The 20,549-nt window shown below is 71.7% G+C and carries 19 protein-coding genes; 12 read left to right on the top strand and 7 right to left on the bottom strand.

The genetic code is table 11. From position 1 onward, the window contains the following. Positions 1-226: 226 nt before the first annotated feature. The 5 genes from KBB57_RS04835 to KBB57_RS04815 form a co-directional block, all read right to left on the bottom strand. Positions 227-646 (bottom strand): ribulose bisphosphate carboxylase small subunit, encoded by a 420-nt coding sequence (locus KBB57_RS04835; protein WP_290747398.1) that lies wholly within the window; start codon positions 644-646, stop codon positions 227-229. Positions 647-657: 11 nt separating this feature from the next. Continuing rightward, positions 658-2,121 (bottom strand): form I ribulose bisphosphate carboxylase large subunit, encoded by a 1,464-nt coding sequence (locus KBB57_RS04830; protein WP_290747397.1) that lies wholly within the window; start codon positions 2,119-2,121, stop codon positions 658-660. 85 nt (positions 2,122-2,206) lie between these two features. Then, a complete protein-coding gene (gene fba, locus KBB57_RS04825; protein ID WP_290747396.1) occupies positions 2,207-3,286 on the bottom strand; it encodes a class II fructose-bisphosphate aldolase in 1,080 nt (359 codons plus the stop codon). 12 nt (positions 3,287-3,298) lie between these two features. Beyond that, on the bottom strand, positions 3,299-4,171 hold the full coding sequence (locus KBB57_RS04820; RefSeq protein WP_290747395.1) for a phosphoribulokinase: 873 nt from the start codon (positions 4,169-4,171) through the stop codon (positions 3,299-3,301). A 2-nt stretch (positions 4,172-4,173) separates the two neighbouring features. After that, positions 4,174-5,109: a class 1 fructose-bisphosphatase gene (locus KBB57_RS04815; RefSeq protein ID WP_290747405.1), complete on the bottom strand. Its 936-nt coding sequence runs from the start codon at positions 5,107-5,109 to the stop codon at positions 4,174-4,176. Positions 5,110-5,274: 165 nt separating this feature from the next. Here KBB57_RS04815 and KBB57_RS04810 point away from each other — a divergent pair, with 165 nt between their 5' ends. The 11 genes from KBB57_RS04810 (at position 5,275) to KBB57_RS04760 (ending at position 17,226) form a co-directional block, all read left to right on the top strand. Then, positions 5,275-6,219 carry a LysR family transcriptional regulator gene (locus KBB57_RS04810; protein ID WP_290747394.1) on the top strand — a complete coding sequence of 315 codons (945 nt, stop codon included), beginning with the start codon at positions 5,275-5,277 and terminating at the stop codon, positions 6,217-6,219. A gap of 198 nt (positions 6,220-6,417) precedes the next feature. After that, positions 6,418-7,554 carry an ABC transporter ATP-binding protein gene (locus KBB57_RS04805; protein WP_290747393.1) on the top strand — a complete coding sequence of 379 codons (1,137 nt, stop codon included), beginning with the start codon at positions 6,418-6,420 and terminating at the stop codon, positions 7,552-7,554. Beyond that, on the top strand, positions 7,551-8,495 hold the full coding sequence (locus KBB57_RS04800) for an ABC transporter permease subunit (protein ID WP_290747392.1): 945 nt from the start codon (positions 7,551-7,553) through the stop codon (positions 8,493-8,495). Before KBB57_RS04805 ends, KBB57_RS04800 begins: the two co-directional genes overlap by 4 nt. Beyond that, entirely contained in the window at positions 8,495-9,295 is an 801-nt protein-coding gene (locus KBB57_RS04795) for an ABC transporter permease subunit (protein WP_290747391.1), read from the top strand. The genes KBB57_RS04800 and KBB57_RS04795 overlap by 1 nt, the downstream gene beginning before the upstream one ends. A gap of 7 nt (positions 9,296-9,302) precedes the next feature. Further along, positions 9,303-10,271, top strand: coding sequence for an agmatinase (gene speB / locus KBB57_RS04790; protein WP_290747390.1), 969 nt, complete (start codon positions 9,303-9,305; stop codon positions 10,269-10,271). Positions 10,272-10,275: 4 nt separating this feature from the next. Then, a complete protein-coding gene (locus KBB57_RS04785; RefSeq protein ID WP_290747389.1) occupies positions 10,276-11,697 on the top strand; it encodes a DUF6880 family protein in 1,422 nt (473 codons plus the stop codon). A gap of 69 nt (positions 11,698-11,766) precedes the next feature. Beyond that, positions 11,767-13,140, top strand: a complete 1,374-nt coding sequence (locus tag KBB57_RS04780; protein ID WP_290747388.1) for a glutamine synthetase family protein — start codon at positions 11,767-11,769, stop codon at positions 13,138-13,140. A gap of 10 nt (positions 13,141-13,150) precedes the next feature. After that, positions 13,151-13,774: an isoprenylcysteine carboxylmethyltransferase family protein gene (locus KBB57_RS04775; protein ID WP_290747387.1), complete on the top strand. Its 624-nt coding sequence runs from the start codon at positions 13,151-13,153 to the stop codon at positions 13,772-13,774. 9 nt (positions 13,775-13,783) lie between these two features. Beyond that, complete coding sequence (locus KBB57_RS04770) at positions 13,784-14,410, top strand: isoprenylcysteine carboxylmethyltransferase family protein (protein WP_290747386.1); 627 nt, start codon at positions 13,784-13,786, stop codon at positions 14,408-14,410. A gap of 16 nt (positions 14,411-14,426) precedes the next feature. Then, positions 14,427-15,725: an FAD-binding oxidoreductase gene (locus KBB57_RS04765; protein ID WP_290747385.1), complete on the top strand. Its 1,299-nt coding sequence runs from the start codon at positions 14,427-14,429 to the stop codon at positions 15,723-15,725. A 127-nt stretch (positions 15,726-15,852) separates the two neighbouring features. Beyond that, complete coding sequence (locus KBB57_RS04760) at positions 15,853-17,226, top strand: FAD-binding oxidoreductase (RefSeq protein ID WP_290747384.1); 1,374 nt, start codon at positions 15,853-15,855, stop codon at positions 17,224-17,226. 203 nt (positions 17,227-17,429) lie between these two features. Here the strand turns inward: KBB57_RS04760 and KBB57_RS04755 are convergent, their stop codons facing one another. After that, positions 17,430-18,524 carry a polyamine ABC transporter substrate-binding protein gene (locus tag KBB57_RS04755; RefSeq protein WP_290747383.1) on the bottom strand — a complete coding sequence of 365 codons (1,095 nt, stop codon included), beginning with the start codon at positions 18,522-18,524 and terminating at the stop codon, positions 17,430-17,432. A 257-nt stretch (positions 18,525-18,781) separates the two neighbouring features. Between KBB57_RS04755 and KBB57_RS04750 the strand changes: the two genes are divergently transcribed. Further along, the gene (locus tag KBB57_RS04750) at positions 18,782-19,336 is read left to right on the top strand and encodes an NUDIX hydrolase (protein WP_290747382.1); all 555 of its coding nucleotides are present in this window, start codon (positions 18,782-18,784) and stop codon (positions 19,334-19,336) included. Positions 19,337-19,525: 189 nt separating this feature from the next. Here KBB57_RS04750 and KBB57_RS04745 read toward each other — a convergent pair whose 3' ends face one another. Continuing rightward, positions 19,526-20,488, bottom strand: coding sequence for an acetyl-CoA carboxylase carboxyltransferase subunit alpha (locus KBB57_RS04745; protein ID WP_290747381.1), 963 nt, complete (start codon positions 20,486-20,488; stop codon positions 19,526-19,528). Positions 20,489-20,549 lie beyond the last annotated feature (61 nt).

The raw sequence follows: 20,549 nt of genomic DNA, 5'->3' as shown, positions 1-20,549 counted from the left end.
CCCGGGGGAAAAGGCGCGGGCGGAGGCCGCCCGCGAGTGGGAGGTTTGCGATGCGGCCGGCGCGCCGTTGCGCGCCGGCTGTCGTTCTCCCCGCGCCGACGCGCGGGGCCCCTGGCGCGCCGTTGCCCGCGGTCTCCCCCCCCCCCCTTCCCCCCGCCCCCACCGGGGGGCGGGGGAACCTGCCCGACAGGGGAAGGGTGGCGCTCCGGGCAGGCGGGTCGTGGGGTCAGGCGTAGCGTTGGCCTTCGGGGCGGTCGGAGGCGTAGGACTGGATCGTGTAGCGGATGCGGCGGCCCTCGGTCTCCTGGCGGACGAGGCGGAAGCCGGGCTCGTCGCGCGGGCGGTTGGCGATGAAGGAGAGGCGGACGGATTCCCAGCCCGGGGTCGAGTCAAAGGCGAGGACGCGGATGTAGCGGTCGCCGAACTGCTTGCGGCACTCGTTGAGCTCGTAGACCACGGCCGCTGCGTCCGGATTGTCGAACATCGGGTGGCCCCACATCTCCCAGTAGCTGTTCCGGGGGTGCGGGTCGTCGGTGTGCTCGAGGGAGACGGCCCAGCCCTTGTCGATGCAGTGCTGGACCTGCTCGCGGATCTGCTGGTCGGTGAGGTCGGGCAGGAAGGAGAAGGCGCCTTGCGTCACGCGCATGTTCGGGCTCCTCAGCTGGCGGTTGCGGTCGGGACGAAGTCGGGCGTGTCGGTCGAGGCGTAGTCGAAGGTCACGTCCTTCCACACGTCGAGGGCCTGGCGGAGCGGCGTGCAGGTCTTCGCCGCCTCGGCGAGGATCGCCGGGCCCTCGGCCAGGTAGTCGCGGCCGGCGTTGCGGGCGAAGATCATCGCCTCCAGCGCGACGCGGTTGGCCGTGGCGCCGGCGGCGATGCCCTGGGGGTGGCCGATGGTGCCGCCGCCGAACTGCAGGACGACGTCCTCGCCGAGGAGGTTGATCAGCTGGTGCATCTGGCCGGCGTGGATGCCGCCGGAGGCGACCGGCATCAGCTTGTTGAGGCCGGCCCAGGGCTGGTCGAAGAAGACGCCGTTGGCGAGGTTCTGCGGCGTCGTCTCCTCGCGGCAGATGTCGTAGTAGCCGCGGGTCGTCGCCGGGTCGCCCTCGAGCTTGCCGACGACGGTGCCGGCGTGGATGTGGTCGACGCCGGCGAGGCGCATCCACTTGGCGATGACCCGGAAGCTGACGCCGTGGGTCTTCTGGCGGGTGTAGGTCGAGTGGCCGGCGCGGTGCAGGTGCAGGATCATGTCGTTCTTGCGCGCCCACTTCGCCATCGACTGGATCGCGGTGTAGCCGATGACGAGGTCGATCATCACGATGGTCGAGCCGAGGTCACGGGCGAACTCGGCGCGCTCGTACATGTCCTCCATCGTCGCGGCGGTGATGTTGAGGTAGGTGCCCTTGACCTCGCCCGTCGCGGCGGAGGCGCGGTTCACGGCCTCCATGCAGTAGAGGAAGCGGTCGCGCCAGTGCATGAACGGCTGCGAGTTGATGTTCTCGTCGTCCTTGGTGAAGTCGAGGCCGCCCTTCAGCGCCTCGTAGACGACGCGGCCGTAGTTGCGGCCCGAGAGGCCGAGCTTGGGCTTCACCGTCGCGCCGAGGAGGGGGCGGCCCCAGACCTGCAGGCGCTCGCGCTCGACGACGATGCCGGTCGCCGGGCCCTGGAAGGTCTTCACGTAGGCGACGGGGAGGCGCATGTCCTCCAGCCGGAGGCCCTTCAGCGGCTTGAAGCCGAAGACGTTGCCGATGATCGAGGCGGTGAGGTTGGCGATCGAGCCCGGCTCGAAGAGGTCGAGGTCGTAGGCGATCCAGGCGAAGTACTGGCCTTCGGCGTTCGGCACCGGGTCGACGCGGTAGGCCTTGGCCCGGTACTTCTCGGCCGCGGTCAGGCGGTCGGTCCAGACGACGGTCCAGGTCGCGGTCGAGCTCTCGCCGGCGACGGCGGCGGCGGCCTCGACGGGATCGACGCCGTCCTGGGGGGTGATGCGGAAGAGCGCGATGACGTCGGTGTCCTTCGGCTCGTAGTCGGGCTCCCAGTAGCCCATCTTCTTGTACTCGAGCACGCCGGCCGCGTAGCGGGCCTTGCCGGTCAGGGTCTTGGTGTCGGCGCCGTCGGGCATGTCCGGGGGTCTCCTCTGCGGGCGAGCGGGGCCGGTCCGGCCGCGGGGGGCGGCCGGGCGGGGGCGCTCGCGGGGGGCGATTCGTTCAGGCGGCTTCGGCTTCGGCCGCGACGGTATGGAGCGCGCCGCTGGCATAGCGGCGGGCCATCTCGTCGAGGGGGATCGGGGTGATGGCGCGGGCGTGGCCGGCCGTGCCGAAGGCCTCGAAGCGGGCGCGGCACAGCGCCTCCAGCTCGGCCATGGCGGGGATCAGGAACTTGCGCGGGTCGAACTCGGCGGGCTTCTCGGTCGCGACCTTGCGGAACTGCGCGGCCATGGCCATGCGGCAATCGGTGTCGATGTTGACCTTGCGCACGCCGTGGCGGATGCCGCGGACGATCTCCTCGACCGGCACGCCCCAGGTCTGCGGCATCTCGCCGCCGAAGGCGTTGATCATGTCCTGCAGCGCCTGCGGCACCGAGGAGGAGCCGTGCATGACGAGATGGGTGTGCGGGAGCCGGTCGTGGATCGCCTCGATGACGTGGATGGCGAGGATGTCGCCGTCGGGGCGGCGGGAGAACTTGTAGGCGCCGTGGCTGGTGCCGCAGGCGATGGCGAGCGCATCGACGCGGGTGCGGGCGACGAAGTCGGCGGCCTGGTCGGGGTCGGTCAGGAGCTGGTCGTGGGAGAGCGCGCCCTCGGCGCCGGAGCCGTCCTCGGCGGCGGCCTCGCCGGTCTCGAGCGAGCCGAGGACGCCGAGCTCGCCCTCGACGGAGGCGCCTACGGCGTGGGCCATGCGGGCGACGCGGGCGGTGATCGCGACGTTGTAGTCGTAGGAGGCGGGGGTCTTCATGTCCGCCTCCAGCGAGCCGTCCATCATCACCGAGGTGAAGCCGTGGCGGATCGCCGAGAGGCAGGTGGCGTCGTCGGCGCCGTGGTCCTGGTGCAGGCAGATCGGGATCCGCGGCCAGGTCTCGGCCAGCGCCTCGACCATGTGGCGGAGCATGACGTCGCCGGCGTAGGAGCGGGCGCCGCGGCTCGCCTGGAGGATGACGGGCGCGTCGCAGGCCTCCGCCGCGCGCAGGATGGCGAGGCCCTGCTCCATGTTGTTGATGTTGAAGGCGGGCACGCCGTAGTCGTGCTCGGCGGCGTGGTCGAGGAGTTGTCTGAGCGTTATCAGGGCCATCGGGTCGCTCCTTCAGGCGCGGCGCGCGTTGTCGACAAGACGGAGGATCAGGGGCGTGAGGATGAGCTGCATGGCGATGTCGAGCTTGCCGCCGGGGATGACGATCGAGTTCGCCCGGGTCATCCACGAGCCGTGGATCATCGAGACGAGGTAGGGGAAGTCGATGCCGCGCGGGTTGCGGAAGCGGATGACGACGAGGCTCTCGTCGGCGGTCGGGATCCAGCGGGCGATGAACGGGTTCGAGGTGTCCACGACCGGCACGCGCTGGAAGTTGATGTCGGTCTCGGTGAACTGCGGGCAGATGCAGTGCACGTAGGCGTGCATCCGGCGCAGGATCACGTCGGTGACCGCCTCGGTCGAGTAGCCGCGGCTGGCGCGGTCGCGGTGGATCTTCTGGGTCCATTCGAGGTTGATGACCGGGACCACGCCGATCTTGAGGTCGGCGAGCTCGGAGAGGTTGACGCGGCCGTTCGCCACGGCGCCGTGCAGGCCCTCGTAGAAGAGGAGGTCGGAGCCGGGATCGAGGTCGCGCCAGGGCGTGAAGCGGCCGGGCTCGACGCCCCAGTGCTCCGCCTCGCGGGCGTCGTGGACGTAGGTGCGGGTGCGGCCCGCGCCGGTCTCGCCGTAGCTGCGGAAGGTCGCCTCCAGCGCCGCGAGGTCGTTCGCCTCGTAGGAGAAGTGGCTGAAGGTGGCGTCGCCCGCCTCCAGCCGCGCGTCGAGCTCGGCCTTCATCGCGGCGCGGTCGAAGCGGTGGAAGGCGTCGCCCTCGATCGAGACGGCCTTGATGCCCTCGCGGCGGAAGATCTGGTCGAAGGTGTGCTTGACCGTGGTCGTGCCCGCGCCGGAGGAGCCGGTGACGGAGATGATCGGGTGCTTGCGGCTCATCGTCAGTTCCGGAACAGGCCGCGCTGGCCGAAGAGGGCCGAGGTCTCGGGGTGGGGGATGGCGTGGTACTCGGCGACGGCGGCCACCTTGTCGGCGGAGCCGAAGACGAAGGGGGTGCGCTCGTGGAGCGCGCCGGCCGCCTGGTCGAGGATGCGGTCCGCGCCGTCGGTGGCCTGGCCGCCGGCCTGCTCGATCAGCCAGGCGACGGGGGCGCATTCGTAGACGCGGCGCAGGCGGCCGTGCTCGTAGCCGGCGCGGGCGTCGGCCGGGTAGAGGAAGACGCCGCCGCGGGTGAGGATGCGGTGGACCTCGGCGACGAGCGAGGCGATCCAGCGCATGTTGAAGTCGCGCCCGAGCGGGCCGTCGGCGCCGGCGAGGCAGTCGTCGACGAAGGCGCGCACCGGATGCGGCCAGCGGCGGCGGTTCGAGACGTTGATGGCGAACTCGGCGGCGCAGGGCGGCACGCGGAGGTCGCGCGCGGCGAGGCGGAACGCGCCCGCGGCGGGGTCGAGGACGAAGCGCAGCACCCCCTCGCCGAAGGAGGCGACGAGCGCGGTCTGCGGCCCGTAGATGACGTAGCCGGCGGCGAGGAGGTCGCGGCCCGGGCGCAGGAAGCTGGCCGGCCCGTCGGCCTCGGCGGGGTAGAAGCCGAAGATGGTGCCGACGGAGACGTTGACGTCGAGGTTCGACGAGCCGTCGAGCGGGTCGATGGCGACGGCGAGCCGGCCCTCGCCGAGGAGCGCCACGTCGTCGAGCTCCTCGGAGGCGTAGAAGCGCACGCCGGTCCCGGTGAGCGCGGCGCGGAAGGCGTCGTCGGCGAGGACGTCGAGCGCGATCTGGCGGTCGCCGCCGGCGTTGCGCCCGGCGGAGGCGCCGAGGTCCGCGCCGCCGGCGATGACCCGGGCGAGGTCGCGGGCCGCCGCGGCGATCCCGGCCATCGGGGCGCGGAAGGCGGCGGGGATGGGCTGGAGCTCGATCGGGCTGGCGTCGTCCAGCATCTTTGTTGTCCTCCCTCGGTCGGGGACGACCGAATCTTTCGTTGAGTCTTGACAGACCGGCGGGTAAAAGAAAATTTTTGAAACTGGAAGGATGGTTCAGAAAACATGAAGCCACGCCCGGACGCCATCACGCTGAAGCAGCTGCGCGCCTTCCGCGAGGTGGTCGACCGCGGCTCGCTGACCGCGGCGGCCGAGGCGCTCGGCCTGTCGGCGCCGGCGGTCCATGCGCAGCTGAGGAGCCTGCGCGACTTCGCGGGGACGGAGGTGCTGGCGCGCGGGACGGACGGAGCCTGGGGGCCGACCGCGGAGGGGGCGGTGCTGCTCGCCACGGCGCGCTCGGTGCAGACGGCGCTCGACGTCGCCATGGCGCGGATCGCCTCGCTGCGCTCCGGGCTGCAGGGCAGGGTGGCGCTCGGCGTCGTCAGCACGGCCAAGTACTTCGCGCCGTTCCTTGTCGCGCGGCTGATGCGGCGGTTCCCGGCGATCGACATCGAGCTCAAGGTCGGCAACCGCGGCGAGACCTTCGCGGCGCTGGCCGAGGGGCGGCTCGACCTCGCCATCACCGGCTGGCCGCCGCGCGAGCCGCCGGTCGAGGCGGCGACGCTGGGCCCGCATCCGCACGTGATCGTCGCCGCGCCGGAGCATCCGCTGGCGCAGCTCGCGCGGGTGGATCCGGGCGCCCTCGTCGAGGAGACCTTCCTGTCGCGCGAGGAGGGCTCGGGCACGCGCAGCCTGATGGTCCGCTTCCTCGACCGGATCGCCGAGGGGCGGAACGTGCGCACCATCGAGATGGGCACCAACGAGACGATCAAGCAGGCGGTGCGCGCCGGGCTTGGCGTCGCGCTGATCTCGGAGCACGCGGTGATGGAGGAGCTGCGCCACGGGACGCTCCGCGCGCTGCCGGTCGAGGGGCTGCCGATCGTGCGGCACTGGTTCCTGATCCATGTCGCCGGCCAGCCGCTGCCGCCGGCCGCCGAGGCGCTGGCGCGGGCGATCGTGGAGATGGAGGGATCGTTCCTGCCGGACCGCACGCCCGGGGGGCCGCAGTGACAGCGCGCGCCGGCCGCGTGGGGCAGGGCGGGCGCTCCCCCGGAAGTTGAAGCGGCGCCAAAGGCTTAGGCGACGCGGGCCGGATCGGGCCGCCGGCCGCCACGGCGCGCTGGACAGCGCGGGGGCGGCGGGCCTAGTCTGGTTCCGCTGGCCCGGGGCGAGGCCCGGGCGGCGCCTGCAACCGTCCCGCGGAGCACCATGACCGAGACCGTGAGCGTCGCCGCCGCCAAGCCATGGGTCACGGCCGACTCCCCGCCCTTCGTCCGCATCGTCAAGATCACCAAGCGCTTCGGCGACTTCACCGCGGTCGACGACGTCAGCCTCGAGATCTGGAAGGGCGAGCTGTTCTGCCTGCTCGGCGGCTCCGGCTGCGGCAAGTCCACCCTGCTCCGGATGCTCGCCGGCTTCGAGACCCCGACCGAGGGCCGCATCGAGATCGACGGCCAGGACATGGCCGGCCTGCCGCCCTACGAGCGGCCGACCAACATGATGTTCCAGAGCTACGCGCTCTTCCCGCACATGAGCGTCGAGAAGAACGTCGCCTACGGCCTGCGCCGCGACGGCATGGGCCGCGACGAGGCGATGCAGCGCGTCGCCGAGATGCTGAAGATGGTGCAGCTCTCGCAGTTCGCGGGGCGCAAGCCCCACCAGCTCTCCGGCGGCCAGCGCCAGCGGGTGGCGCTCGCCCGCAGCCTCGTCAAGCGGCCGAAGCTCCTGCTGCTCGACGAGCCGCTCGGCGCCCTCGACAAGAAGCTCCGCGAGGAGACCCAGTTCGAGCTGATCAAGATCCAGGAGAGCCTCGGGGTGACGTTCATCGTCGTCACCCACGACCAGGAGGAGGCGATGACGCTCTCCACCCGCATCGGGGTGATGAACGCCGGCGAGATCGTGCAGGTCGGCGAGCCGGCGGAGATCTACGAGCACCCGAACTCGCGCTTCGTCGCCGACTTCATCGGCTCGGTGAACATGTTCGAGGGCCGGGTGACCGAGGACGAGCCCGAGCACATCAAGATCGCCTGCGCCGATCTCGACGGCGAGATCTTCGTCGGCCACGGCGTGACCTGCACGCTGAACCAGCAGCTCTGGTATGCGCTCCGGCCGGAGAAGATAAAGCTCTCGCGCGAGCGGCCGCAGGGGCGCAACGTCTTCCCCGCGGTGGTGGAGGAGGTCGCCTACATGGGCAATCTCTCGGTCTACCGGCTGCGCCTGCCGACCGGGCGGACGATCCGCGTCAGCCAGGCCAACCTCGACCGCTACAGCGAGGACCGGATCAGCTGGGACGAGAACGTCTGGGTCAGCTGGGACGACGTCGCCGGCGTGGTGCTGTCGCGATGAGCGCGGCCGACTACGATCCCTCGCGCGCCGCGCCGCCGCGCCGCTGGCCGCGCTGGCTGACCTTCGACCGGCGCTTCCTCGTCATCGCCGTCCCCTTCCTGTGGCTCCTGGTCTTCTTCCTCGTCCCGTTCCTCGTGGTGGCCAAGCTCTCGGTCTCCGAGGCGGCCATCGCCAAGCCGCCCTACCTGCCGATCTGGGAATGGGACGGGCTCAGGCTGGCGCTCAACCTCAACTTCGAGAACTTCGCCTATCTCTGGGGCGACGCGCTCTACGTGAAGGCCTACGTGTTCTCGATCCGCGTGGCCTTCGTCTCGGCGGCGCTGGCGCTCCTCGTCGGCTATCCGATCGCCTACTACATCGCCCGCAGCCCGGAGCCGCGGCGCACGCTGCTGCTGACGCTGGTCATCCTGCCGTTCTGGACCTCGTTCCTGCTGCGCGTCTACGCCTGGCAGGGCTTCCTGCGCTCGAACGGCGTGATCAACAACTTCCTGATCTGGACCGGGATCATCGACACGCCGCTCGTCATGCTCCAGACGAACGGCGCGGTTTATCTCGGCATCGTCTACACTTACCTGCCGTTCATGATCCTCCCTCTCTACGCGACGCTGGTGAAGCTCGACGAGACGCTGCTCGAGGCCTCGGCCGATCTCGGCGGCAGGCCGGTGGCGACGTTCTGGCACGTGACGCTGCCGCTCTCGATGCCGGGGGTGGTCGCGGGGTTCATGCTGGTCTTCATCCCGGCGATCGGCGAGTTCGTCATTCCCGAGCTGCTCGGCGGACCGGACACGCTGATGATCGGCCGGGTGCTCTGGAACGAGTTCTTCTCCAACCGCGACTGGCCCGTCGCCTCCGCCGTGGCGATCGCCATGCTGGTCGTGCTCGTGGTGCCGATCATGCTGCTGCGCCAGGCGCAGGCCCGGGCAGAGGAGGGAGAAAGCTGATGCGCGCCTCGACGCTGCTCCTCGCCTTCACCATCGCGGGCTTCGTGTTCCTCTACGCGCCGATCCTGAGCCTCGTCGTCTTCTCGTTCAACGAGAGCAAGCTCGTCACCGTCTGGGGCGGGTTCTCGACCAAGTGGTATGGCGAGCTGCTGCGCAACGGCGAGATCCTCGGCGCCGCCTGGATCAGCCTCAAGGTGGCGCTGGTGACCGCGACGCTGTCGGTGGCCCTCGGCACCCTTGCGGCCTACGTGCTGGCGCGGTTCCGCCGCTTCCGAGGGCGGGCGATCCTGACCGGGATGGCGACCGCGCCGCTGGTGATGCCCGAGGTCATCACCGGCCTGTCGCTGCTCCTGCTCTTCGTCGCCATGGAGCAGCTGATCGGGTGGCCGGCGGGGCGGGGGATGCTGACGATCATCATCGCGCACACCACCTTCTGCATGGCCTACGTCGCGGTCGTGGTGCAGTCGCGGCTGCAGGGCTTCGACATGAGCCTCGAGGAGGCGGCGATGGACCTCGGCGCCCGGCCCGTCCAGGTGTTCTTCGACGTGACCATCCCGGTGATCGCCCCGGCGCTCGTCGCCGGCTGGCTGCTCGCCTTCACGCTGTCGCTCGACGACCTCGTGGTGGCGAGCTTCGTCACCGGTCCGGGGGCCTCGACGCTGCCGATGGTGATCTTCTCCAAGGTCCGGCTCGGCGTCAGCCCCGAGGTGAACGCGCTCGCGACGATCATCGTCGGCGTCGTCGCCCTCGGCGTCGGCATCGCCACCTGGCAGATGTACCGGAGCCGCCGCGATGGATGAGGCCGCGATGGATAAGGCGGGCGACGCCGCCTTCCGCGGCCCCGGCCTGCGCGACCGCTGGCCGGAGATGACCTATGGCGGGGCGCTGTCGTTCCTGCGCCGCCGCTATACGCGCGACCTCGCGGGCGTCGACGTCGCGGTGATGGGCGTCCCCTGGGACAGCGCGGTGACCTACCGCCCGGGCTGCCGGCTGGGGCCGCGGGCGATTCGCGCCGCGAGCGTCCAGCTCGCCGAGCTGAAGGCCTTCCCCTGGGGCTTCTCGATGCTCGAGAGCCTCGCGGTGGTCGACTGGGGCGACGTCATGCTCGATCCCCATCACCCCGCCTCGGTGGCGCCGGCGATCCGCGCGGCGGCCGAGGGGATCATCGCCACGGGCGCGAGGCTGCTCGCCTTCGGCGGCGACCACTACGTCACCTGGCCGCTCCTTGCCGCCCACGCCGCCCGCCACGGGCCGCTCGCGCTGATCCATGTCGACGCCCATGGCGACCTCTGGCCGGACGACCCCGGCCGCATCGACCACGGCACCATGATGGGCCGCGCGGTGCGCGAGGGGCTGGTCGACGCCGCGCGCTCCACCCAGGTCGGCATCCGCACCTTCCACGACAGCGACGAGGGGCTGGAGATCCTGACCGCCCCCTGGATCCACCGCAACGGGATCGCCGCCGCGGTCGAGATCGCCCGCGCCCGCGCCGGCGACGCGCCCGTCTATCTCTCCTTCGACATCGACGCGCTCGACCCCGCCTTCGCCCCCGGCACCGGCACGCCGGTCCCCGGCGGGCTCGCCTCCTGGCAGGCGCTGGAGCTCGTCCGCGGCCTCGGCGGCCTGAACCTCGTCGGCATGGACGTCGTCGAGGTCTCTCCCCCCTTCGACCACGCCGAGATCACCGCGCTCGCCGCCGCCACCCTCGCCCACGACTGGCTCTGCCTCCTCGCCGGGGCCGGCGGCGCCGCGCCCCGGCCGGTCGGCCGGCTCTGATCCCGTGGCGCGGAGCAAGGCCGTCGCCCTGGACACGGTGGCCGCGCTCGGCGCGGAGCGGCTGGCGGCGCTCGTCCTGGAGATGGCCGAGGCCGATCCGGCGGCGATGCGGCGGGTGCGCCTCGCGCTCGCCGCGGCGAAGGGGCCGGCCGAGGCGGCGCACGCGATCCGCAAGCGGCTGGCGACCATCGCCCGCTCCCGCAGCCAGGTCTATGACGAGAAGGTGCGCGCGCTCTGCGACGACCTCGCCCAGCAGCGCGCCGCGATCCTGCGCGACGTCGCCCCCGCCGATCCCGCGGAGGCGCTCGAGCTGCTCTGGACCTTCCTCGACCTTGCCCGGCCGGTCTGCGACCGGTCCGACCTGGGCGGCGACATCGGCTACGAGTTCTCCGCCGCCGTGCCGGAGCTCGCGCCCCTCGCCGCGCGGGCGGGGGCCGATCCGGCGGACCTGGCCCGGCGCGCCTTCGCGCTGGCGTTCGACGACCAGCACCGCGTGTTCCAGCTCCTCGTCGTCGAGCTCGCGCCGGCGCTCGGCCCCGCTGGACTCGACCGGCTGGACGCGCTCGCCGACGCCTTCCTCGCCGAGCCCCCCGCCGTCTCCGCGGCGGACGAGCGGCGGCTCCTCGGGGCGCAGGCGTTCGCGCCGAGGGACGCGGCGAAGTGGCGCAAGCTCGCCGCGGTGGGCGCGCTCCGCGTCGCCGTCGCCTCGGCGCGCGGCGACGTCGACGCCCTGATCGCCCGCGTGCCGGAGCGCGAGCTTCGCGCCCCCCGGATCGCCGTCAGCATCGCCGCCCGGCTGCTTGCGGCCGGGCGGGGCGGGGAGGCCCTCGCCATGCTCGACGGCGCCGCGACGGGGAACGCGCTCCTGTCCGAGGAATGGGCCGAGGCGCGACTGGAGACGCTGGAGGCGCTCGGCCGCGCCGCCGAGGCGCAGGCGATGCGCTGGGAATGGTTCGAGACCCGCTTCAGCACGCATTTCCTGCGCGAGCACCTGCGCCGGCTGCCCGACTTCGAGGACGTCGAGGCCGAGACCCGCGCGCTCGCCCTCGTCCGCGCCTCGCCGAAGCTCCACGAGGCGCTCGCCTTCCTGATCGCCTGGCCCGACCTCGCCGCCGCCGCGGAGCTGGCTGCCGCCCGGGCCGACGCGCTCGACGGCGACGCCTACGAGCTGCTCGCCCCCGCGGCCGAGGCGCTCGCGGCGCGCCATCCCCTCGCCGCCACGCTCTGCCTGCGCCCGATGATCGAGACGGCGCTCGACCTCGCGCGCGCCAGCCGCTACCGCCACGCCGCGCGCCACCTGCTCGAATGCCGGAGCCTCGCCCGCCAGGTCGCGGACTGGCGCGGCCAGCCCGCGCACGACGCCTGGGAGGCCGGCCTCCGGGCGAAGCACGGCCGCAAGACAGCCTTCTGGACGCTCCTCCCCTGACGCTTTTGCTTTGACCCGCCAGCGCCCTCGGCCGATGCTCGGCCCGCCGCCACATCCGGAGTCCGCCCCGTGCCCCCCGTCACGCCGCCCGATTTCCTCGACCGTCTGCCGGACGCCTTCCGCTCGTGGCTCAACGGGCGCCGCGTCGAGGAGGTGGAGTGCATCGTCCCCGACATCGCCGGCATCTCGCGCGGCAAGGCGATGCCCTACAACAAGTTCTCGCGCGAGGACCGGATGTTCCTGCCGACCTCGATCTTCCACCAGACCATCGCCGGCGACTACGTCGACATGCACGACGTCAACCAGTGGACCGAGTCCGACATGGTCCTCCGGCCCGAATACTCGACCGGCACCGCGGCGCCCTGGGCCGACGACGTCACCCTCCAGGTCATCCACAACGTCGAGAACCTCGCCGGCGAGCCGGTCCCCGTCGCGCCCCGCAACGTGCTGAAGCGCGTCATCGAGCTCTACGCCGCCGAGGGCTGGGCCGCCGTGGTCGCGCCGGAGATGGAGTTCTACCTCATCAAGCCGAACCTGAACCCCAACGAGCCGATCGAGCCCCCCGTGGGCCGCACCGGCCGGCAGATGGTGTCGCGGCAGGCCTACTCGATGTCCGCCGTCGACGAGTACGGCAAGGTGATCGACGACATCTACGAGTTCTCCGACGCGCAGGGCTTCGAGATCGACACGATCATCCAGGAGGGCGGCGCCGGCCAGGTCGAGATCAACTTCGTCCACGGCGACCCGATGAAGCTCGCCGACCAGGTGTTCTTCTTCAAGCGCACCATCCGCGAGGCGGCGCTCCGCAACAACTGCTTCGCCACCTTCATGGCGAAGCCGATGCAGGACGAGCCCGGCTCGGCGATGCATGTCCACCACTCGGTGGTCGACGTCGCCACCGGGCGCAACGTCTTCACCGGCGACAATGGCGGGCCGACCGACCTCTTCCACGCCTTCATCGCCGGGATGCAGCGCCACCTGCCCACCGTGGTCTGCATCCTCGCGCCCTACGTCAACTCCTACCGCCGCTTCGTCCCCGGCGGCTCGGCGCCCATCAACCTCGAATGGGGGCCCGACAACCGCACCACCGGCATCCGCGTGCCGATCTCGTCGCCGGAGGGCCGCCGCGTCGAGAACCGCGTGGTGGGCATGGACTGCAATCCCTACCTCGCGCTGGCCGCCTCGCTCACCTGCGGCTATCTCGGGATGAAGGCGGGGCTCGTCCCGCGCGAGGCGGTCTCCGGCGAGGCCTATCACCGGCCCCGCGCGCTGCCCCGCGACCTCCTCGCCGCGCTGGACCTCTTCGAGAACTGCCCCGACGTCACGGCGACGCTGGGCGAGGAGTTCTGCACCCTCTACAAGGCGATCAAGCGGGACGAGGTGGAGACCTATCTCCGGGTGATCTCGCCCTGGGAGCGGGACCACCTGCTCCTGAACGTCTGAGGAGGACGACATGGCGCAAGCACTGCATCTCGGACAGGTCCAGGATCTGCGGCGCTGGACGCTGATCGGCGCGATCGCCATCGCCGCCGCGGCGCTCCTCGTCGTCGAGCCCTTCGAGATGGGCGAGACGAGCTACCACTTCTGGACCGAGACCACCGGCTACGTGGCGATCGTCGCGGCGATCGGCGTCCGGCTCTGGTGCACGCTCTACATCGGCAGCCGCAAGAACCGCCGGCTGGTCACCGCCGGCCCCTACAGCATGACGCGCAACCCGCTCTACGTCGGCTCGTTCCTCGGCGCGGTCGGGGTGGGCCTGCAGACCGGGATGCTGACCTTCGCCGCCATCGGCGGGGCGGTGACCGCGCTCGTTTTCGCCCTCGTCGTGGAGCGCGAGGAGGCGCATCTCGCCGGCCTCTTCCGCGAGGACTACGCGCGCTACTGTGCGCGGACGCCACGCTTCCTGCCGCGGCTGTCGCTCTACCGCGACGACGGGCCGACGATGGAGTTCGAGATCGCGGCGCTCGGGCGCACGCTTCGCGACGCCGCGCCCTTCCTCGCCGCGATCCTGCTGACCGAGGCGGCCGAGGCGCTGCACATGATGGGCTGGCTGCCCAACTGGCTCACGCTCTACTGAGGAGGACCGATGACCATCGACGAACGCGCCCTCGGCCGGGTCCAGGCCCTCCGCCGCCAGGTGGTGATCCTCGCCATTCTGACCGTGGCGGCCGCCCTCCTCGTCGTCGCGCCGCGCGAGAGCGGCGACACCGACTATCATGTCTGGATCGAGTTCGGCGGCTTCGTCGCCATCCTCGCCGCCATCGCCCTGCGGCTCTGGTGCACCCTCTACATCGGCGACCGCAAGAACGACGAGATCGTCGCCACCGGCCCCTACAGCGTCTGCCGCAACCCGCTCTACGTCGGCTCCATCCTCGGCGCCGTCGGCGTCGGGATGCAGACCGGAATGGCGAGCTTCGCCGTCCTCGGCGGCCTGATCTGCTGGGCCATCTTCGCCGTGGTGGTGCGCCGCGAGGAAGCCTTCCTCCACCGCCGCTTCGGTCCGGCCTATGCGCGCTACTGCGCCCGCACGCCGCGCTTCTGGCCCCGCCTCGGCCTCTACGACGAGGGCGCCGGCGCCGGGGTCTTCACCACGCGCAGCCTCAGGAAGACGCTGCGCGACGGCGCGGTCTTCCTGCTCGCGCTCCCGCTCACCGAGGTGATCGAGGACCTGCACGAGGCGGGCCTGCTGCCGACGCTCCTCTCGCTCTACTGAGGACGGCTCTCCGAGGATGTCCCTCGACCTCCTCACCGCCAACGACCGCCCCGGCGTCCATGCCGCGAGCTGGTATGCCGAAAGCGCCGACCCGCCTGCGCCTGCGCCGCCGCTGACCGGCGAGGCCAGGGCCGACGTCTGCGTGATCGGCGGCGGCTATACCGGCCTCTCCGCCGCGCTGCACCTCGCCGAGGCGGGCTACGACGTCGTGCTGCTCGAGGCGAACCGCGTCGGCTGGGGCGCCTCGGGGCGGAACGGCGGGCAGGTCGGGCCGGGGCAGCGCCAGGACCAGGACTGGCTGGAGGCGAAGGCGGGCAGGGCGGCCGCCCGCGCCTTCTGGGACCTCGCCGAGGAGGCGCAGGCGCTGGTCCGCGGCCTCGTGGCGCGCCACGCCATCGCCTGTGACCTGCGCCCGGGGATCGTCTACGCCGCCCACAAGGCCCCTTACGTCGCCGAGTACCACGCCTATGGCGAGAAGCTCGCCCGCGACTACGGCTACGACGGCGCGCTGCCGCTCGACGCCGCCGGCGTGGCGGCGATGCTGGGGACGGAGGCCTATCTCGGGGGGCTCCACTACCCGCGCGCGGCGCATCTCCACCCGCTCGCCTACGCGATCGGGCTCGGCGGCGCGGCGCGGGCGGCGGGCGTGCGGCTCCATGAGGAGAGCCGCGTGCTCCGCCGCGCCGGCGGCCGGGTCGAGACGGCGGCGGGGGCGGTCACGGCGCGCCACGTCGTCGTCGCCTGCAACGGCTATCTCGGCGGGCTCGAGCCCGCCGTGGCGGCGCGGGTCATGCCGATCAACAACTTCATCCTCGCGACCGAGCCGATGGATCCGGCCCGCGCCGCGGCGCTGATCCCGCAGGGCGTGGCGGCGGCGGACAGCCGCTTCGTGGTGAACTACTGGCGGCTGGCCGCGGACGGGCGGATGCTGTTCGGCGGCGGCGAGAGCTACGGCTACCGCTTCCCGCGCGACATCGCCGCGCTGGTGCGGCCGCGGATGCTCGCGATCTATCCCGGGCTCGCCGACCTGCGCGTGACCCACGCCTGGGGCGGGACGCTCGCCATCACCGTCAACCGGATGCCGGCCTTCCAGCGCCTCGACGCGAGCGCGGTCTCGGCCGGCGGCTATTCCGGCCACGGCGTGGCGATCGCCACCCTCGCCGGCAAGCTGATCGCCGAGGCGCTGCGCGGCTCGGCCGAGCGCTTCGACGTCTTCGCCCGCCTCCCCCAGCCCGCCTTCCCCGGCGGCCCCCGCCTGCGCTGGCCGCTGCTGGCGCTGGCGATGACCTGGTACGCGCTCCGCGACCGGCTCTGACCACCCCCCCTGCGACGGCCCGCCGACTGCCCTGCGCCGAAGCGCGGCCGATGACCGGGCGCGTCAGACCCGCGTCGATGTGCTATTCTGGACGCAGCCGAGGGAGGGAGGACCAATGAGAATGCTCATGTCCCGTGACGGTGCGCCGGTCGACGCCGCCGCCGTCGATGCGCTGGCGACGAGGCTCGCCGGGCGGATCGTTCGCCCGGGCGACGCCGACTACGAGCGGGCGCGCCGCATCTGGAACGCCTCGATCGATCGGCGTCCGGGCCTGATCGTGCGGGTTCGCGGCGCCGCCGACGTCGTGGAGGCGATCCGCTTCGCCCGCGCCAGCGACGTGAAGGTCACCGTTCGCGGCGGCGGGCACAACGTCGCGGGCCGCGCACTTTGCGACGACGGAATGGTCGTCGACCTCTCCGAAATGCGGGCCGTCCTTGTCGATCCCGCGACGCGGACGGTGCGCGTGCAGGGCGGGGCGACCCTGGGCGATCTGGACCGCGAGACCCATGCCTATGGCCTCGCGGTGCCCGCCGGCGTCGTCTCGGCCACGGGCATCGCCGGGCTCACGCTCGGGGGCGGCGTCGGGTGGCTGGTGCGCAAATACGGCCTCAGTTGCGACAACGTGCTCGCGATGAACCTCGTCGACGCCGACGGGGCGGTGCTGACGGCGAGCGCCGACGAGCGGCAGGATCTCTTCTGGGCGCTGAAGGGCGGGGGAGGCAATTTCGGGGTGGTGACGGACTTCACCTTCCGGGCGCATCCGGTGTCGACCATCCTCGGCGGTATGCTGGTCTGGCCCCGTGACCGCGCCGGGGACGTCCTGCGCTTCTATCGCGACTTCATGGATCGCGCTCCCGAGGATCTGACCTGCTACTGCGCCATCGTCACCTCTCCCGACGGCGTGCCGATCGTCGCCGCGCTCGCCTGCTGGTCAGGCGAGATCGCAGAAGGCGAGCGCTTCCTTGCGCCGCTGCGCAGCTTCGGCCCGCCCATGGCGGACATGATCGCGCCGATGCCCTTCCCGGCGATGCAGCGCCTCATCGACGGCGGCTTCCCGGACGGCGCGCACAATTACTGGCGCTCGAGCTTCGTTCACGGGCTGACCGACGCGGTGATCGACACGATCGTCGCGTTCGCCGACCGCATGGAGTCGCCGCTCTCGGCGACCTTGGTCGAGTATTACGGCGGGGCGGCTTCGCGGGTCGATCCGGCAAGCTCCGCCTTCGCGCAGCGGTCGGCGGACTACAACATCGGCATGACGGCGCAGTGGCTCGATCCGGCCGAAACCGCGAAGCACGTCGCCTGGACCCGCGCCTTCTACGACGCGATCGAACCCCATGCCCATGGCAGTCACCTCCTGAACTTCAACAGCGAGGCGAGCGACGCGATGGTGCAGGCTTCGTTCGGCGACCACTACGCGCGGCTCGCCGAAGTGAAGCGCCGCTACGACCCGTCGAACTTCTTCAGCCAGGACCTCAATCTCCGCGCCGCCGCCGCATGACAGGCGCGGAGCGACCCGCCACAAGGTGAGCCCGCCCGGCAAATCGCGTCCAGGGCGTCAACAACCGGCTAAAAAATGGCAAGCCGGATTCCAGCCCGATTCCAGCCGCCTTCCAGCCCGGTTTTTTCCCGCCGTTCCAGAGGGATGGACCCAGCCCCCGGAGATCGGCGCGGCGGCCCCTCGCAGGGCCGCCGCGGACCGGGCTACTGGCCGGTCTTCAGCGTGGTCCAGAGCCGGGTGATCGCCCGGTCCGTCCTGGGCTCGTAGGTCACCGCCGGGAACAGCTTCGCCTTCACCTCCGCCGGCGGGAAGATCGCCGGGTCCTCCGCGATCTCCGGATTGACGAACTGCATCGCCGGAATGTTGGCGTTGGCATAATAGACGTAGTTGGTGATGTCCGCGGTGATCTCCGGCTTCATGATGAAGTTGATCCAGGCGAGCGCTTCTTCGGGATGTGGCGCATCCGCGGGGATCGCCAACATGTCGAACGACAGCAGCGCGCCTTCCTTCGGGATCGAATACTTGATCTCGATGCCGGTCCCCGCCTCGGCGGCGCGGTCCGCGGCGATGAAGATGTCGCCCGAGAAGCCGAGCGCCACGCAGAGCGAGCCGTTCGCCAGGTCGTTGATGTACTGCGAGGAATGGAACTGCCGGATATAGGGCCGCACCTTCTCGAGCAACGCCGCCGCCGCCTCGAGGTCCTCGGTCTTCGTCGAGGTCGGATCGATCCCCAGATACGCCATCGCGCTCGGCAATACGTCGGTCGGGCTGTCGAGAATACTTATGCCGCAATCCGCGAGCTTCGACGCATACTGCGGATCGAAGATCAGGCTCCAGCTGTTCGTCGGCGCATCGTCGCCCAGCCGCTCCCGCACCATCGCCGCGTTGTAGCCGATGCCGGTGGTCAGCCACATGTAGATGACGGCGTGCTCGTTGCCGGGGTCGTAGGCTTCGGCCGCCTTCATCAGGTCGGGGTCCATGTTGGCGAGGTTCGGCAGCTTCGACTTGTCGAGCGGCAGATACAGATCCGCCTCGATCTGCCGTCGCAGGTGGCCCGAGGTCGGAACGACCACGTCATAGCCGGAATTGCCGGTGACGAGCTTCGCCTCCAGCGTCTCGTTACTGTCGAATACGTCGTAGACGACCTTGATCCCGGTCTCGGCCTCGAACTTCTCGATGGTGTCCTCGGCGATGTAGTCCGACCAGTTGTAGACGTTGACGACCTTGTCCTGCGCGACGGCCGCGGCCGTCGACAGGGCGAGGGCCGCGGCCGCGAACATCAGAGCTTTCACCGACATACTCCTCTCCGTTGGTTCCCTGAAGCCCGCCGGCCCGACCGCGCGAGGGCGGCGGCGCCGCCCGACGCGCCCGTTCCGGGTCTCCGTCGGGCCGGTCCCGGCGAGGCTTTCCCGGTTTTGCTAGCATCCCGCCGCCGCGCCGCCAAGCCTGCCCGGCAGCAGATCGCGCGGGCTTGTCCGCGGGTTGGCCTCCGGCCGCGACCGCGGTAGAAGGTGCCGCGGGCGCCCACGCCGTCCGCGACGGCGCAAGAGGCGGCATGGCCAAGAAGCCCTCCGACAAGCGCAAGCGCAGCGCGCTGGCGGCGACGCAGGCGCCCGGGCGTCCGGCGAAGCTGCAGGTCGGCGCGCTGTGCTGGCGGCGGAGCGGCGCGGGCGTGACCAAGGTCCTGCTGATCACCAGCCGCGACACCGGCCGCTGGGTGATCCCCAAGGGCTGGCCGATGCGGCGGCGGACCGAGGCCGAGGCGGCGGCGCGGGAGGCCTACGAGGAGGCCGGCGTCAACGGCGAGACCGGGCCGAGCATCGGGCTCTTCGGCTACGACAAGAACCTCGGGCACGGGCGGCGGATCTTCTGCGTGGTGCGGGTGTTTCCGCTCGAGGTGCGCAAGATGGAGCGCAAGTATCCCGAGTTCGGCCAGCGCCGGGTGAAGTGGTTCCCGGCGCAGAAGGCGGCGGAGCGGGTGGAGGAGCTCGAGCTCGCCGCGATGATCCGCGAGTTCGGCGCCGCGCTGGACGCCGGCGGCGGGGCCGTGACCGAAGGCGACGCGGCGCCGGCGCCGGCGGACGTGCCGGAGGAGACCGCGGAGGGGTGAGCTGTCGGGCGAGCCGAGCCGGGGGCGACCGCGGAGGGGTGAGCCGTCGGGCGAGCCGAAGGCGGCCGCAGTAGCCGCCAGGCGAGCCGGACGACGCCGTTGGCGGCTGAGCCGTCAGGCGAGGCCGCCAACGGCCGCGGAGCGCCGGGCCGTCGGGCCGGGCCGGGGGAGAACCGCAGCCGGTGAGCGTCAGGCGACGAGGGACTTCGAGCCCATGTCGAGGTACTTGCGGCGGCGGGCCTTGCGCAGCGCGTCGGGCTTCTTGCCGTCGACCTCGGCCAGCATCTCGTGGATGGCGACGCCGACGCGCTCGATGGTGGCGGGGCGGTCGCGCTGGGCGCCGCCGCGGGGCTCGGGGACGATGCGGTCGATCACGCCGAGGGCGCGGAGGTCCTGCGCGGTCAGGCGCAGCGCCTCGGCGGCCTCGCGGGCCTTGTCGGCGTCCTTCCACAGGATCGAGGCGCAGCCCTCGGGCGAGATCACCGAGTAGATCGAGTGCTCGAGCATCGCCACCCGGTCGGCGGTGGCGAGCGCCACGGCGCCGCCGGAGCCGCCCTCGCCGATGATGACGGAGACGACCGGCGCGCCGATCGAGAGGCATTTCTCGGTCGCCCGCGCGATCGCCTCGGCCTGGCCGCGCTCCTCGGCGCCCTTGCCGGGATAGGCGCCGGGCGTGTCGACCAGCGTCACCACGGGCAGGCCGAAGCGGTCGGCGAGGTCCATCAGCCGGATCGCCTTGCGATAGCCCTCGGGCCGGGCCATGCCGAAGTTGCGCTCGATCCGCGAGCGGGTGTCGTGGCCCTTCTCGTGACCGATCACCACGACGGGCCGGTCCTCGAAGCGCGCGACCCCGCCCATCACCGCGTGGTCGTCGGCGAAGTTGCGGTCGCCGGCGAGCGGCGTCCATTCGGTGAAGAGCGTCGCCACGTAGTCGCGGCAATGCGGCCGGTCGGGGTGGCGGGCGACCTGCGCCTTCCGCCAGGGGTCGAGGCTGCGGTAGAGCTCGTCGAGGAGCGCCGAGGCCTTGGCGTCGAGGGCGACGGCCTCGGCGGCGACGTCCATCTCGGGCGTCTTGCGGGCGAGGGCGCGCAGCTCCTCCGCCTTGCCCTCGATCTCGGCGAGGCCCTTCTCGAAGTCGAGATAGTTCTGCATCCGGTCCCCTCGTTCGGGCTCGCCCACATATCCCCCGCCGGGCCCCCGATGCAAGGGACCC

The organism is Amaricoccus sp. (genome assembly GCF_017993425.1).
Classification (GTDB): Bacteria; Pseudomonadota; Alphaproteobacteria; order Rhodobacterales; family Rhodobacteraceae; genus Amaricoccus.
This window is presented reverse-complemented; position numbering and strand designations above follow the sequence as displayed.

What these genes read in the sequence shown, in the direction of transcription:
- KBB57_RS04835 (WP_290747398.1), bottom strand. Translation starts at nt 646, where the DNA reads ATGCGCGTGACGCAAGGCGCCTTCTCCTTCCTGCCCGACCTCACCGAC.
- KBB57_RS04830 (WP_290747397.1), bottom strand. Translation starts at nt 2,121, where the DNA reads ATGCCCGACGGCGCCGACACCAAGACCCTGACCGGCAAGGCCCGCTAC.
- fba (WP_290747396.1), bottom strand. Translation starts at nt 3,286, where the DNA reads ATGGCCCTGATAACGCTCAGACAACTCCTCGACCACGCCGCCGAGCAC.
- KBB57_RS04820 (WP_290747395.1), bottom strand. Translation starts at nt 4,171, where the DNA reads ATGAGCCGCAAGCACCCGATCATCTCCGTCACCGGCTCCTCCGGCGCG.
- KBB57_RS04815 (WP_290747405.1), bottom strand. Translation starts at nt 5,109, where the DNA reads ATGGCCGGGATCGCCGCGGCGGCCCGCGACCTCGCCCGGGTCATCGCC.
- KBB57_RS04810 (WP_290747394.1), top strand. Translation starts at nt 5,275, where the DNA reads ATGAAGCCACGCCCGGACGCCATCACGCTGAAGCAGCTGCGCGCCTTC.
- KBB57_RS04805 (WP_290747393.1), top strand. Translation starts at nt 6,418, where the DNA reads ATGACCGAGACCGTGAGCGTCGCCGCCGCCAAGCCATGGGTCACGGCC.
- KBB57_RS04800 (WP_290747392.1), top strand. Translation starts at nt 7,551, where the DNA reads ATGAGCGCGGCCGACTACGATCCCTCGCGCGCCGCGCCGCCGCGCCGC.
- KBB57_RS04795 (WP_290747391.1), top strand. Translation starts at nt 8,495, where the DNA reads ATGCGCGCCTCGACGCTGCTCCTCGCCTTCACCATCGCGGGCTTCGTG.
- speB (WP_290747390.1), top strand. Translation starts at nt 9,303, where the DNA reads ATGGATAAGGCGGGCGACGCCGCCTTCCGCGGCCCCGGCCTGCGCGAC.
- KBB57_RS04775 (WP_290747387.1), top strand. Translation starts at nt 13,151, where the DNA reads ATGGCGCAAGCACTGCATCTCGGACAGGTCCAGGATCTGCGGCGCTGG.
- KBB57_RS04770 (WP_290747386.1), top strand. Translation starts at nt 13,784, where the DNA reads ATGACCATCGACGAACGCGCCCTCGGCCGGGTCCAGGCCCTCCGCCGC.
- KBB57_RS04765 (WP_290747385.1), top strand. Translation starts at nt 14,427, where the DNA reads ATGTCCCTCGACCTCCTCACCGCCAACGACCGCCCCGGCGTCCATGCC.
- KBB57_RS04760 (WP_290747384.1), top strand. Translation starts at nt 15,853, where the DNA reads ATGTCCCGTGACGGTGCGCCGGTCGACGCCGCCGCCGTCGATGCGCTG.
- KBB57_RS04755 (WP_290747383.1), bottom strand. Translation starts at nt 18,524, where the DNA reads ATGTCGGTGAAAGCTCTGATGTTCGCGGCCGCGGCCCTCGCCCTGTCG.
- KBB57_RS04750 (WP_290747382.1), top strand. Translation starts at nt 18,782, where the DNA reads ATGGCCAAGAAGCCCTCCGACAAGCGCAAGCGCAGCGCGCTGGCGGCG.
- KBB57_RS04745 (WP_290747381.1), bottom strand. Translation starts at nt 20,488, where the DNA reads ATGCAGAACTATCTCGACTTCGAGAAGGGCCTCGCCGAGATCGAGGGC.